Here is a 13,225-nt window from a genome sequence, read left to right on the forward strand (position 1 = left end):
GGGCAAGAGGGGAACAAAAAAGTGGCCGGAGGTGAACCCACTCCTTGCCACTCTCAACTTATAGCGCACGGGGGGCCTTGCGGCAAGACCCCCCATATGCCGCAGAATCGTCCGCCGTAGCCGGGACGGGACGCCGCCCCCCGTCCGCACCGCAGATCGGAACCGATGCCGTGACACCCCTGACCGCCAGCGCGTTCGACCTCCCCGACCGCCTCTCCCCCAAGGCCGAACCGGCGCTGATCGCCGATGACGAGCAGCACTTCGCCGCCGTCGCCCACTGCCTGGAGCAGTCGATCGCCGAGCTGACGGAGCGGCTCGCGGCCGAACGCAGGGCGCCCGGCGGAGCGAGCCGGCAGGCGATGGACCGCGACGTGGAGATCCACCGGCTCACCGGCCGGCTGCGCGCCCTGCGCCGCTTCGGCCTCGACCTGTGCCTCGGGCGCATGGTCGCCGCGGACGGTTCCGGGCCGCTGTACGTGGGACGGCTCGGGCTGACCGACAGCACGGGCCGCCGACTGCTGCTGGACTGGCGTTCCCCCGCCGCCGAGCCGTTCTTCGGGGCCACCCACGCCGATCCGATGGGCCTGGCGAGCCGCCGCCGCTACCGCTGGACCGGTGGCCGGATCAGCGACTACTGGGACGAGGTGTTCGCACCGGAGGGCTTCGCCGGTCATGCCGCGCTGGATGACCAGTCCGCGTTCATCGCCAGTCTGGGCGGCAACCGGTCGGCCCGGATGCGCGATGTCCTGGGCACCATCCAGGCCGACCAGGACGCCATCATCCGGGCGGGCTCCCGGGGCGCGCTCGTCGTGGACGGCGGGCCCGGCACCGGGAAGACCGTCGTCGCCCTGCACCGCTCCGCCTACCTCCTCCACTCCGACCCGCGCCTCGGCCACCGCCGCGGTGGCGTGCTGTTCGTCGGGCCGCACGAGCCCTATCTGGGGTACGTCTCCGATGTCCTGCCCAGCCTCGGGGAGGAGGGCGTGCAGACGTGCACCCTGCGGGACCTGGTCGCCGAGGGAGCTGAGGCGGGCGCCGAGACCGACCCGGAGGTGGCGCGTCTGAAGGCGTCGGCGGAGCTGGTGAAGGCGATCGAGCCGGCCGTCCGGTTCTACGAGGAGCCGCCCGCCACGGGCGTGCGGGTTCAGACGCACTGGTCCGACATCTGGCTGAGCGCCGCCGACTGGGCCTCGGCGTTCGGGGCGGCGGACCCGGGCACACCGCACAACGAGGCGCGGGACCAGATCTGGGAGGAGCTGCTCACGATCCTCGTGGACAAGCACGACGGCGACGCCCCGGAGGAACAACTGCGTGCCTCGCTGCGGCGCGACCGGGAGCTGTTCGCCCTCCTCGACCGCGCCTGGCCGCTGATCGAGGCGGCCGAACTGGTCGGCGACCTCTGGTCCGTACCCGCCTATCTGCGCACGTGCGCCCCCTGGCTGACCTCGGAGGAGGCCGGGCGGTTGCAGCGCCCGGACGCCCAGGCCTGGACGCTGTCCGACCTGCCTCTCCTGGACGCGGCACGGCAGCGGCTCGGCGACCCGGAGGCGTCCCGGCGCAGGCGCCGTCACGAGGCCGCGGCCGCCGCGGAGCGCGAGCAGATGGACCGGGTCGTCGAGAGCCTGCTCGCCGACGAGACCCTGGCCGACGCGGACGCGGACGGCGAGGGTGCGCTGGTGATGCTGCGCGGCGCGGATCTCCGGGAGTCCCTGGCCACCGCCGACCGCCCGAGCGGCACCGAACCCGACCTGCTGGCCGGGCCGTTCGCGCACATCGTCGTGGACGAGGCGCAGGAACTGACCGACGCCCAGTGGCAGATGCTGCTCCAGCGGTGCCCGTCCCGGAGCTTCACCGTCGTCGGGGACCGTGCGCAGGCCCGGCACGGGTTCACCGAGTCGTGGCGGGAGCGGCTGGAGCGGGTCGGGCTCGACCGGATCACCCTGGCCTCCCTGACCATCAACTACCGGACGCCGGAGGAGATCATGGCGGAGGCGGAACCGTTGGTCCGGGCCGTGCTCCCCGACGCCAACGTGCCGGTCTCCGTCCGCAGCAGCGGCATCCCCGTCACGTACGGCCCCGCCGGGGACCTGGACACCGTGCTCGCCGACTGGCTCGCCGCGCACGACGACGGGATCGCCTGTGTCATCGGCGCCCCCGCGTTCCGGGCGACGCCCCGCGTGCGGTCGCTGACCCCGGAGCTGTCGAAGGGCCTGGAGTTCGACCTGGTCGTCCTCGTCGACCCGGAGAGGTTCGGCGCGGGCGTCGAGGGGGCGGTGGACCGCTATGTGGCGATGACCCGGGCGACCCGGGAACTCGTCGTCCTGACGAGCTCCTGAGGCCGGCCCGGGTCTGCGGGCGGGGCTTCAGTGCCAGGGCAGGCCCGCCCGGTGCCGCCAGTAGGACTCCGGGTCCTCGACCAGGGCGTCGAGGCCGGCCCGCTGCTCGTCGTCCAGGTCGACGACGGCGGCGTGCAGATTGCCGGAGAGCTGGCCCACCGTGGCGGCGCCGGAGAGCACGACGTCCGCCCAGGGCTGGTGCAGGACCAGCGCGAGGGCGACCGCGTCGCCGCCCACGCCCGCGGCTGCGGCGATCTCCTGGAACACGGCGGGGGCCTCGTCCCCGGCGAGGCGCCCGTTGGCCATGCCCTCCTTGACGATCACGGTGAGCCCGGCGTCGTGGGCCTCGGCGAGCGCGGGCGCGGCCGAGGTCTCCAGGGCGTTGTAGGTGGCCTGGACCGTACGGAAGAGGGGTTCGCCGTCGACCGTGACGGCGAGGGCGGCCCGGATCGCGTCGGCCTGGGCGGGCCCGCTGGTGGAGAGGCCGACGGTGACGCCGTCGGCGGCCAGGGCGGCCAGCCGGTCGAGCAGTTCCTTGTCGGTGAGCGCGGGGCTGTCCGGGGTGACCGAGTGGACCTGGTAGAGGCTGAGCCGGTCGCCGATCAGGGCCCGGGTCTCGGCGTACTGGCGCTCGAAGGCGGCGAGGCTGTGGTCCTTGACCTCGTGTTCCTCGGCCTCGACGTCCCAGTCGCCGGTATAGGTGTACCCCCACTTGCTGCCGACGACGAGGTCGGTGAACGAGGGCCGGGCGTCCAGCCACTCAGCGAGGAACTCCTCGGCGCGGCCGTAGGAGCGGGCGGTGTCGACGTACCGGACACCCTGGGCGTAGGCGGCGTCCAGCAGTTCGTGGGTGCGGGCACGCAGGGCGTCGGGGTCACGGTCGGCGGGCAGGTCCCGGTCTCGGTGGAGATTGATGTAGCCGGGCCTCCCGACGGCGGCAAGGCCCAGCCCGATGTGGGCGGTCGGGGTCGTCGCGGCGGCCAGGGCGGCGAAGGGCATCGCGGGCTCCTCGGGGTCGGGTTTCGGTTACTCCTACCCCGGCGAGCGCGCGATGCTCTTCGTCCATCCGGTGCGGCACGGCTCCCCGCGCGCACCTGACCGGCCCTTCTACCGGCGAGCGGTCGCCCAGACGTGCTGGGCGGCCAGGTCTTCCTTCACCTCGGCGAGCTGTACGGCGACGGCGGAGGGGGCCGTTCCGCCCCGGCCGTCACGGGAGGCGAGGGCGCCCCGCACATTGAGCACCGTGCGGACCTCGGGGGTGAGGTGCTCGGAGATCTTGGCGAACTGCTCGTCGGTGAGCTGGTCGAGCTCGATGCCGCCCTGTTCGCACTCCTTGACACAGGCGCCGGCCACCTCGTGCGCCACCCGGAACGGAACGCCCTGCTTGACCAGCCATTCCGCGATGTCGGTCGCGAGCGAGAAGCCCGCCGGGGCCAGCTCCTCCATGCGCTCGCGGTTGACGGTGAGGGTGGCCATCATCCCGGTGAAGGCGGGAAGCAGGACCTCCAGCTGGTCGCAGGAGTCGAAGACGGGCTCCTTGTCCTCCTGGAGGTCCCGGTTGTACGCGAGCGGGAGCGCCTTGAGCGTGGCGAGCAGGCCGGTCAGGTTGCCGATGAGGCGGCCGGACTTGCCCCGGGCCAGCTCCGCGATGTCCGGGTTCTTCTTCTGCGGCATGATCGAGGAGCCGGTGGAGAAGGCGTCGTGGAGGGTGACGAAGGAGAACTCCTTCGTGTTCCAGATGATGACCTCCTCCGCGATCCGGGAGAGGTTGACGCCGATCATCGCGGTGATGAAGGCGAACTCCGCGACGAAGTCCCGCGAGGCGGTGCCGTCGATGGAGTTGGCGACCGAACCGTGCTCGAACCCGAGGTCGGCGGCGACGGCCTCCGGGTCGAGGCCGAGCGAGGATCCGGCGAGGGCCCCGGAGCCGTACGGGGAGACGGCGGTGCGCTCGTCCCACTGGCGAAGCCGCTCGGCGTCCCGGGACAGGGACTGGACGTGGGCGAGCACGTGGTGGGCGAAGAGCACGGGCTGGGCGTGCTGGAGGTGGGTGCGGCCCGGCATCGCGACGTCCGCGTGGGCCTCGGCGAGGCCGACCAGGGCGCTCTGGAGATCGGCGATCAGGCCGCCGATGGTCCGGGCGTGGTCACGCAGGTACATCCGGAAGAGCGTGGCGATCTGGTCGTTCCGCGACCGCCCGGCCCGCAGCTTGCCGCCGAGGTCGGCGCCGAGGCGCTCCAGCAGCCCGCGCTCCAGCGCGGTGTGGACGTCCTCGTCGGCGATGGTCCCGGTGAAGGAGCCGTCCGCGACGTCCGCTTCGAGCTGGGTGAGCCCGGCGAGCATCCGGGTCAGCTCGTCCTCGCTGAGCAGGCCCGCCTTGTTGAGCACGCGTGCGTGGGCTCGGGAGCCGGCGATGTCGTACGGGGCGAGCCGCCAGTCGAAGTGGACGGAGGCGGACAGCCTGGCCAGCGCCTCGGCCGGTCCGTCGGCGAAACGCGCGCCCCAGAGCCGGACGTCACCGTTGTTGCTGCTCACTGCGTGCTCCTCAAAAAAGGCGAAGGCGAAGGCAAAGGCCAGGACAGAGGCCAAGGTGCGGATATGCGGCCGCCTCCCTGCCGCGTGACGACGGGGAGGCGGCTGTACAACGAGGGAGGGTCGGGCGAGGTAAGCGTCAGGCTATGCCTGAAGATCACGCTTCGCCGCGATCTTGGAGGAGAGGCCGAAGATCTCGATGAAGCCCTGCGCCTTGGACTGGTCGAAGGTGTCGCCCGAGTCGTAGGTGGCGAGGTTGAAGTCGTACAGCGACTCCTCGGACTTCCGGCCGGTGACGACGGCGCGGCCGGCGTGCAGCGTCATCCGGATGTCGCCGGTGACATGCTGGTTGGCCTCGTTGATGAAGCCGTCCAGGGCGCGCTTCAGCGGGGAGAACCACAGGCCGTCGTAGACCATCTCGCCCCAGCGCTGCTCGACCTGCCGCTTGTAGCGGGCCAGCTCGCGCTCGACGGTGACGTTCTCCAGCTCCTGGTGGGCGGTGATCAGCGCGATGGCGCCGGGGGCCTCGTACACCTCGCGGGACTTGATGCCCACGAGCCGGTCCTCGACCATGTCGATCCGGCCGATGCCCTGCGCGCCGGCCCGCTCGTTGAGCTGCTGGATCGCCTGGAGGACGGTGACGGGACGGCCGTCGATGGCTACGGGCACGCCCTCCTTGAAGGAGATGACGACCTCGTCGGCCTCGCGCTGGACGGCGGGGTCGTCGGTGTACTCGTAGATGTCCTCGATCGGCGCGTTCCAGATGTCCTCCAGGAACCCCGTCTCGACGGCGCGCCCGAAGACGTTCTGGTCGATGGAGTACGGGGACTTCTTGGTGGTCGCGATCGGGAGGTTCTTCTCCTCGCAGAAGGCGATCGCCTTGTCCCGGGTCATCGCGTAGTCACGGACCGGGGCGATGCACTTCAGGTCGGGGCCGAGCGCGGAGATGCCGGCCTCGAAGCGGACCTGGTCGTTGCCCTTGCCGGTGCAGCCGTGGGCGACGATCCCGGCGTTGTGCTTGTGGGCGGCGGCGACGAGGTGCTTGACGATGGTCGGCCGGGAGAGGGCCGAGACCAGCGGGTAGCGGTCCATGTAGAGGGCGTTGGCCTTGATCGCCGGGAGGCAGTACTCCTCGGCGAACTCGTCCTTGGCGTCCGCGACCTCGGCTTCGACGGCACCGCAGGCGAGCGCGCGCTTGCGGATGACGTCCAGGTCCTCGCCGCCCTGACCGACGTCCACGGCAACGGCGATGACCTCGGCGCCCGTCTCCTCGGCGATCCAGCCGATGGCGACGGAGGTGTCCAGGCCGCCCGAGTAGGCGAGAACGACGCGCTCGGTCACGGGTTTCTCCTTACGGTGCAATCACTGATAGGCATAACTATGCAGTCCACCGTATTGTTTGTCAAAACAGCAGGTCGGCGCAGTGCACTCGACCGCACGGGGCACGGAGGAGGCCGACGGGGCGGCGTCCCACACCGAGGTCCGGATGATGAAATGCCCTGCTCACCACCCGGATCGGAGGCCGATAATCACCTCATGGGAAAAACGCACGAACGCATCGACGGACGGCTCAGAACCTTCATCGAGGAACAGCGCATCTTCTTCACGGCCACCGCCCCGCTGGACTCCGACGGCACGGTGAACCTCTCCCCCAAGGGCCTCACCGGTTCCTTCGCCGTCCTCGACGAGCGGACCGTCGCCTACCTGGACTTCGCCGGGAGCAACGCCGAGACCGTCGCCCACCTCCGGGAGAACGGGCGCATCACCCTGATGTGGTGCGCCTTCCAGGGGCCGCCGAACATCGTGCGCGTGCACGGCCGGGGTGAGCCGGTCTTCCGTGACGACCCCCGGTTCCCCGGGCTCCTCGCCCGCTTCCCCGGTGTCGACCCGGCCCCGCACGGGCTGCGCGCGATCATCGTGGTGACCGCCGAACTGATCCGCGACACCTGTGGGTTCGGCGTTCCCTTCCTGAGCTACGACGAGGACCGCACGCTGCACGCGGACCGGTTCCAGCGCGACGACGACGAGAGCCTCAGCGCCTACTTCGCGAAGAAGGAGGACATCGCGACGAGCATCGACGGGCTGCCTGGCCTGCCGCTCCCGCTACCGCCCCTGCCGGCCGCGCTCCCGGAGTGAGCCCGTCCCGTCCGGAGTGAGCCGCTGGGCCGTACGGAGCAGGTGCGGTGGGGCGTAACCGCCGGCCGTCGTACGGTCCGGAGCATGCGCAGATCACTGGTGACCGCCGCCGTACTCCTCGCCGTGGCCGGCTCCCTCGGGGCCGGGCCCGGCCGGACCGATGCCCCTCCCCTGCCGTACCGGCTGGCGGACACCGGCGGCGGCTCCCAGCTGATCACCGCCGAAGCCCCCGACACCGGCTCCACGACGGGGACCGTGACCTGGTGGGAGCGGCGCGGGGGGAGCTGGACGGAGGCCGGGTCGGCGCCCGCGCGGTTCGGGGGAGGCGGACTGGCCGAGGGGGCGACCCGGGAGCAGGGCACCAGCACCACGCCCACCGGGCTGTACGACCTGCCGTACGCCTTCGGCATCGAGGACGCCCCGGCCGGCACGAGGTATCCGTACCGCGAGGTCACCGAGGAATCCTGGTGGTGCCAGGACAACGACTCGCGCGCGTACAACCGCTGGGTGGAGCCGCGACCCGGCCACTGCCGGGCGGCGGAGGCCGAGCACCTGGTCTCCTACGGCACGCAGTACGCCCGCGCGCTGGTGATCGGCTTCAACTACGACCGTCCGGTACGGGGCAGGGGCGCGGGAATCTTCCTGCATGTGAACGGGCGCGGGGCGACGGCCGGGTGCGTCTCGGTCCCGGCCGACGCCATGGCGGAGATCCTCGCCTGGGCGGACCCGGAACGTGAACCGCACATCGCGATCGGCACCTCCTCGGGCCCGACCGCGATCACGCGCTACTGAACGGGGCTGCTCAGCGGTCGTTCTGAGCGAGCCTCAGCAGGTGGTCGGCGAGCGCCTGGCCGCCGTTCGGGTCGCGGCTGATGAGCATGAGCGTGTCGTCGCCCGCGATGGTGCCGAGGATGTCGTGCAGTTCGGCCTGGTCGATGGCCGAGGCGAGGAACTGGGCCGCGCCCGGCGGGGTGCGCAGGACCACGAGGTTGGCCGAGGCCTCCGCCGAGATGAGCAGTTCGGCCGAGAGCCGGCGCATCCGCTCCTCCTTGGCCGAGCCGCCCAGCGGGGCCTGCGGGGTGCGGAATCCGCCCTCGCTCGGCACCGCGTAGATCAGCTCGCCGCCGGTGTTGCGGATCTTCACCGCGCCCAGCTCGTCGAGGTCCCGGGAGAGCGTCGCCTGGGTGACGCTCAGCCCGTCGTCGGCGAGGAGCTTGGCCAACTGGCTCTGCGAGCGGACCGGCTGCCGGTTCAGGATGTCCACGATCCGGCGGTGGCGGGCGGTGCGGGTCTGCGGCACGGACGGCCCGCCGTGCTCGGATTCCTGCGCCTCGGTCATCGTCGTCGCCTCATTCTCCGGAGGGTCATGCTCCGGATCGTCCGTCCCCGTATGCCGCGTCGAGAGCGCTCGGCAGGATCTCCAGGAACGCGTCCACCTCCGCGTCACCGATGATCAGCGGCGGCATGAGCCGTACGACATCGGGGGCGGGCGCGTTCACCAGGAGGCCGGCTCCCTGGGCCGCCTGCTGCACCTGCGGTGCGAGGGGTCCGGTGAGCACGATACCCAGCAGCAGGCCCGCGCCGCGGACGTGGGAGACCAGCGGGTGTCCCAGCGCCTCGACGCCGTCGCGGATCCTCTCCCCGAGCCGCTTGACGCCGGCGAGCACGCCGTCGGCCGCGAGGGTGTCGATGACGGCGAGTCCGGCGGCGCAGGCGACCGGGTTGCCGCCGAACGTGGTGCCGTGGTGCCCGGGCTTCAGCAGGTCGGCCGCGGGTCCGAAGGCGACCGTCGCGCCGATCGGCAGTCCGCCGCCGAGGCCCTTGGCGAGGGTGACGACGTCCGGCTCGACGCCCTGGTGGGCCTGGTGCTCGAACCACTGGCCACAGCGGCCGATGCCGGTCTGGACCTCGTCCAGGACGAGCAGGGTGCCGGTCGCCCGGGTGATCTCCCGGGCGGCCTCCAGGTAGCCCTTGGGCGGGACGACGACGCCGTTCTCGCCCTGCATCGGCTCGATGATGACCAGCGCGGTGTCGGTGGTCACCGCGGCCTTCAGCGCGGCGGTGTCCCCGTACGGAACGTGGGTGACGTCACCGGGCAGCGGGCGGAAGGGCTCCTGCTTCCCGGGCTGGCCGGTGAGGGCGAGCGCGCCCATCGTCCGGCCGTGGAAGCCGCCGTCGGTGGCGACCATGTGGGTGCGCCCGGTGAGCCGGCCGATCTTGAAGGCGGCCTCGTTGGCCTCCGCGCCGGAGTTGGCGAAGAAGACCCGCCCCCGCCGGCCGAAGAGCTGGAGCAGCCGCTCGGCGAGCGCGACGGGCGGCTCGGCGATGAACAGGTTCGATACGTGGCCGAGGGAGGCGATCTGCGTGGAGACGGCCTCGACGACGGCGGGGTGGGCGTGGCCGAGGGCGTTGACCGCGATGCCCCCGACGAAGTCGAGGTGGCGGGTGCCTTCCTCGTCCCAGACGTAGGCGCCCTCGCCCCGGACGAGCGGCAGCCGGGGTGTGCCGTAGTTGTCCATCAGCGCGCCCTGCCACCGCCGGGTGAGTCCCACAGTCTCTGTACCGGTCATGATTCCCCCTGTTCAGGCCCTGTGTGTACGTCGATGGGGGCGTCGGGCACGACCATCGTGCCGATGCCCTCGTCGGTGAAGATCTCCAGCAGGATCGAGTGCTGGACGCGGCCGTCGATGACGCGGGCGGTCTCGACGCCGTTGCGCACGGCGTGCAGACAGCCCCGCATCTTGGGGACCATGCCGCTGGACAGCTCGGGCAGCAGCTTCTCCAGCTGGCTCGCGGTGAGCCGGCTGATGACGTCGTCGCTGTTGGGCCAGTCCTCGTAGAGCCCCTCGACGTCGGTGAGGACCATCAACGTCTCGGCGTTCAGGGCGGCGGCGAGCGCGGCGGCCGCGGTGTCGGCGTTGACGTTGTAGACGTGGTGGTCGTCGGCGGAGCGGGCGATGGAGGAGATGACCGGGATGCGGCCGTCGTCCAGCAGCGCCTGGATGGCCCCGGTGTCGATGGCGGTGATCTCGCCGACCCGGCCGATGTCGACGAGCTCGCCGTCGATGGTGGGCCGGTGCTGGGTGGCGGTGATGGTGTGGGCGTCCTCACCGGTCATGCCGACGGCGAGGGGGCCGTGCTGGTTGAGGAGGCCGACCAGCTCGCGCTGGACCTGTCCGGCGAGCACCATCCGGACGACGTCCATCGCCTCGGGGGTGGTGACCCGCAGCCCGGCCTTGAACTCGCTGACCAGGCCCTGCTTGTCGAGCTGGGCGCTGATCTGCGGGCCGCCGCCGTGCACGACGACGGGCTTGAGGCCGGCGTGCCGCAGGAAGACGACGTCCTGGGCGAAGGCGGCCTTCAGCTCCTCGTCGATCATGGCGTTGCCGCCGAACTTGATGACGACGGTCTTGCCGTGGTGCCGGGTCAGCCAGGGCAGCGCCTCGATGAGGATCTGCGCCTTCGGGAGTGCGGTGTGCTTCCGCGCCGTGCTCATGAGCTGTACGCGCTGTTCTCGTGGACGTAGTCCGCGGTGAGGTCGTTGGCCCAGATGACGGCGGACTCGGTGCCCGCGGCGAGGTCGGCGGTGACCTTGACCTCCCGGTAGCGCATGTCGACGAGGTCGCGGTCCTCGCCCACTCCCCCGTTCTTGCAGACCCAGACGTCGTTGATGGCGACGTTGAGCCGGTCCGGCTCGAAGGCGGCCTTGGTCGTGCCGATGGCGGAGAGGACCCGGCCCCAGTTGGGGTCCTCGCCGTGGATCGCGCACTTGAGGAGGTTGTTGCGGGCGATGGACCGGCCGACCTCGACGGCGTCGTCCTCGGTGGCCGCGTTGATCACCTCGATCCGGATGTCCTTGGACGCGCCCTCGGCGTCGCCGATGAGCTGCCGGGCGAGGTCCGCGCAGACGGCCCGTACGGCTTCGGCGAACTCGTCCTGTTCCGGGGTGATGCCGCTGGCGCCGGAGGACAGCAGCAGCACGGTGTCGTTGGTGGACATGCAGCCGTCGGAGTCGACCCGGTCGAAGGTGGTCCGGGTGGCCTCGCGCAGGGCGGCGTCCAGCGCGGGGGCCTGCACGTCGGCGTCGGTGGTGAGGACGACGAGCATGGTGGCCAGGCCCGGGGCGAGCATGCCCGCCCCCTTGGCCATGCCGCCGACGGTCCAGCCCTCGCCGCCCGCGACGGCCGTCTTGTGCACGGTGTCGGTGGTCTTGATGGCGATGGCGGCCTTCTCGCCGCCGTGTTCGCTGAGCGCGGCGGCCGCCTGCTCGATACCGGGGAGCAGCTTGTCCATGGGGAGCAGCAGGCCGATGAGCCCGGTGGAGGCGACGGCGATCTCGCCCGCGCTGTGGCCCTTCAGGACGTCCGCGGCCTTCTCGGCGGTGGCGTGGGTGTCCTGGAAGCCCTGGGGGCCCGTGCAGGCGTTGGCGCCACCGGAGTTGAGGACGACGGCGGTGACCTCGCCGCCCTTGAGCACCTGCTCCGACCAGAGCACCGGGGCGGCCTTGACGCGGTTGGAGGTGAAGACGCCCGCGGCGGCGCGACGCGGCCCGTTGTTGACCACGAGGGCCAGGTCCGGGTTGCCGCTCTCCTTGATTCCCGCGGCGATGCCCGCCGCCGAGAATCCCTGTGCTGCCGTGACGCTCACGGTGCGACTCCGATCGTCGAAAGTCCGGTGTCCTCGGGGAGTCCGAGGGCGATGTTCATGCTCTGGAGGGCGCCGCCCGCGGTGCCCTTGGCGAGGTTGTCGATGGCGCTGATCACGATGATCCGCCCGGCCGCCGCGTCGTACGCGACCTGGAGCTGTACGGCGTTGGAGCCGTACACCGCGGCGGTGGAGGGCCACTGCCCCTCGGGCAGCAGGTCCACGAACGGCTCGTCCGCGAACGCCTTCTCGTACACCCCGCGCAGGCTCTGGGCGCTCACGCCGGGCCTCGCCTTCGCACTGCACGTGGCGAGGATGCCGCGGGGCATGGGCGCGAGGGTGGGCGTGAAGGAGACGGTGACCGGCTCACCGGCCGCTGCGCTGAGGTTCTGGATCATCTCCGGCGTGTGACGGTGCCCGCCGCCGACGCCGTACGGGGTCATGTTGCCCATCACCTCGGAGCCGAGCAGATGCGGCTTGGCCGCCTTGCCCGCACCCGAGGTGCCCGACGCGGCGACGACCACGGCCTCCGGCTCGGCGAGGCCGGCCTCGTACGCCGGGAAGAGCGCGAGGGACACGGCGGTCGGGTAGCACCCGGGCACGGCGATCCGCCGCGACCCGGCGAGCGCGGCCCGCCCGCCCGGCAGCTCGGGCAGCCCGTAGGGCCAGGTCCCGGCGTGCGGGGACCCGTAGAACGTCTCCCAGTCACCGGCGTCCTTGAGCCGGAAGTCGGCTCCCATGTCGACGACGAGGACCTCCTCCCCCACCTGCTCGGCGACGGCGGCGGACTGCCCGTGCGGAAGCGCCAGGAAGACGACGTCGTGGCCGGCGAGCACCTCGGCGGTGGTGGGCTCCAGCACCCGGTCGGCCAGGGGCCGCAGATGCGGCTGGAGCGAACCGAGCGCCTGCCCGGCGTTGGAGTGCCCGGTGAGGGCGCCGATCTCGACGTCCGGGTGCGCCAGCAGAAGACGGAGCAGCTCCCCGCCGGCGTAGCCGCTCGCCCCTGCCACTGCTGCTCGTACCACCATCGGTAACCCTCCTGATCGATGGCATGACTATACGCATCGACGCACTTTTATGCAAAGATACGCCGGCTGCGGGCAGCGGCGGTCGACGGCGGTCCCCCCGGCCCCGGCAGCGGGCCGACCCTGTTTATGCTCACGCCCATGGCACTCGAGTGGGAACAGATCATCGTCGACTCCGCCGACCCCATCGCCCTCGGGCGCTGGTGGGCCGAGGCTCTCGGCTGGGTGGTGGTCGACGCATCCGAGGAGATCGTCGAGATCCGGCCCGAGCCGGACCGGCTGCCGGGGCTGCTCTTCGTGCCTGTCCCCGAGGGCAAGGCGTCGAAGAACCGGCTCCACCCGGACTTCCGCCCCGACGACCAGGAGGCCGAGGTCGCCCGGCTGCTCTCCCTCGGTGCCCGGCGCGCCGACACCGTGCGGGACGAGCAGCACTGGGTGACCCTCCTCGACCCGGAGGGCAACGAATTCTGTGTCCTGGGTGAGCGGAAGAGCTGAGCGGGGCCGGGCAGCCGTTCGGGCGGAGGTTGCCTGACGCTTTCGCCCACCCTCAGC

Annotated in this window: 12 protein-coding genes; 4 read left to right on the plus strand and 8 right to left on the minus strand. The window is 71.7% G+C overall.

The features are described from left to right. Nucleotides 1-170: 170 nt before the first annotated feature. Nucleotides 171-2,336, plus strand: a complete 2,166-nt coding sequence (helR, locus tag HET64_RS27930; RefSeq protein ID WP_215109927.1) for an RNA polymerase recycling motor ATPase HelR — start codon at nt 171-173, stop codon at nt 2,334-2,336. 27 nt (nt 2,337-2,363) lie between these two features. Here helR and HET64_RS27935 read toward each other — a convergent pair whose 3' ends face one another. From HET64_RS27935 to HET64_RS27945, 3 genes are all read right to left on the minus strand, one after another. Continuing rightward, on the minus strand, nt 2,364-3,335 hold the full coding sequence (locus HET64_RS27935) for an aldo/keto reductase (RefSeq protein WP_215109928.1): 972 nt from the start codon (nt 3,333-3,335) through the stop codon (nt 2,364-2,366). A 108-nt stretch (nt 3,336-3,443) separates the two neighbouring features. Further along, entirely contained in the window at nt 3,444-4,871 is a 1,428-nt protein-coding gene (gene argH / locus HET64_RS27940) for an argininosuccinate lyase (RefSeq protein WP_215109929.1), read from the minus strand. 141 nt (nt 4,872-5,012) lie between these two features. Then, nucleotides 5,013-6,209, minus strand: coding sequence for an argininosuccinate synthase (locus tag HET64_RS27945; protein ID WP_215109930.1), 1,197 nt, complete (start codon nt 6,207-6,209; stop codon nt 5,013-5,015). Between the two features lie 195 nt (nt 6,210-6,404). Between HET64_RS27945 and HET64_RS27950 the strand changes: the two genes are divergently transcribed. Next, complete coding sequence (locus HET64_RS27950) at nt 6,405-7,004, plus strand: pyridoxamine 5'-phosphate oxidase family protein (protein ID WP_215109931.1); 600 nt, start codon at nt 6,405-6,407, stop codon at nt 7,002-7,004. A gap of 84 nt (nt 7,005-7,088) precedes the next feature. After that, a complete protein-coding gene (locus HET64_RS27955; RefSeq protein ID WP_215109932.1) occupies nt 7,089-7,796 on the plus strand; it encodes a L,D-transpeptidase in 708 nt (235 codons plus the stop codon). A gap of 10 nt (nt 7,797-7,806) precedes the next feature. Here HET64_RS27955 and HET64_RS27960 read toward each other — a convergent pair whose 3' ends face one another. From HET64_RS27960 to argC, 5 genes are read right to left on the minus strand one after another with little or no spacing between them, the layout of a single operon-like run. Next, nucleotides 7,807-8,343 (minus strand): arginine repressor, encoded by a 537-nt coding sequence (locus tag HET64_RS27960; RefSeq protein WP_006123291.1) that lies wholly within the window; start codon nt 8,341-8,343, stop codon nt 7,807-7,809. 25 nt (nt 8,344-8,368) lie between these two features. After that, nucleotides 8,369-9,574 (minus strand): acetylornithine transaminase, encoded by a 1,206-nt coding sequence (locus HET64_RS27965; RefSeq protein WP_215109933.1) that lies wholly within the window; start codon nt 9,572-9,574, stop codon nt 8,369-8,371. After that, the gene (argB, locus tag HET64_RS27970) at nt 9,571-10,500 is read right to left on the minus strand and encodes an acetylglutamate kinase (protein WP_215109934.1); all 930 of its coding nucleotides are present in this window, start codon (nt 10,498-10,500) and stop codon (nt 9,571-9,573) included. Before argB ends, HET64_RS27965 begins: the two co-directional genes overlap by 4 nt. Then, nucleotides 10,497-11,651: a bifunctional glutamate N-acetyltransferase/amino-acid acetyltransferase ArgJ gene (argJ, locus tag HET64_RS27975; RefSeq protein WP_215109935.1), complete on the minus strand. Its 1,155-nt coding sequence runs from the start codon at nt 11,649-11,651 to the stop codon at nt 10,497-10,499. Before argJ ends, argB begins: the two co-directional genes overlap by 4 nt. Further along, nucleotides 11,648-12,676, minus strand: a complete 1,029-nt coding sequence (gene argC / locus HET64_RS27980; RefSeq protein ID WP_215109936.1) for an N-acetyl-gamma-glutamyl-phosphate reductase — start codon at nt 12,674-12,676, stop codon at nt 11,648-11,650. Before argC ends, argJ begins: the two co-directional genes overlap by 4 nt. 138 nt (nt 12,677-12,814) lie before the next feature. Between argC and HET64_RS27985 the strand changes: the two genes are divergently transcribed. Beyond that, entirely contained in the window at nt 12,815-13,168 is a 354-nt protein-coding gene (locus HET64_RS27985) for a VOC family protein (protein WP_215109937.1), read from the plus strand. The last annotated feature ends 57 nt before the right edge of the window (nt 13,169-13,225 follow it).

Origin of the sequence: Streptomyces sp. McG3, assembly GCF_018619185.1 — a bacterium.
GTDB lineage: Bacteria > Actinomycetota > Actinomycetes > Streptomycetales > Streptomycetaceae > Streptomyces.

Bases quoted from the DNA above. Each gene is read 5' to 3' on its own strand.
- HET64_RS27965 (WP_215109933.1), bottom strand. From the start codon at position 9,574: ATGACCGGTACAGAGACTGTGGGACTCACCCGGCGGTGGCAGGGCGCG.
- HET64_RS27935 (WP_215109928.1), bottom strand. From the start codon at position 3,335: ATGCCCTTCGCCGCCCTGGCCGCCGCGACGACCCCGACCGCCCACATC.
- HET64_RS27985 (WP_215109937.1), top strand. From the start codon at position 12,815: ATGGCACTCGAGTGGGAACAGATCATCGTCGACTCCGCCGACCCCATC.
- HET64_RS27955 (WP_215109932.1), top strand. From the start codon at position 7,089: ATGCGCAGATCACTGGTGACCGCCGCCGTACTCCTCGCCGTGGCCGGC.
- HET64_RS27950 (WP_215109931.1), top strand. From the start codon at position 6,405: ATGGGAAAAACGCACGAACGCATCGACGGACGGCTCAGAACCTTCATC.
- argC (WP_215109936.1), bottom strand. From the start codon at position 12,676: ATGGTGGTACGAGCAGCAGTGGCAGGGGCGAGCGGCTACGCCGGCGGG.
- HET64_RS27960 (WP_006123291.1), bottom strand. From the start codon at position 8,343: ATGACCGAGGCGCAGGAATCCGAGCACGGCGGGCCGTCCGTGCCGCAG.
- argB (WP_215109934.1), bottom strand. From the start codon at position 10,500: ATGAGCACGGCGCGGAAGCACACCGCACTCCCGAAGGCGCAGATCCTC.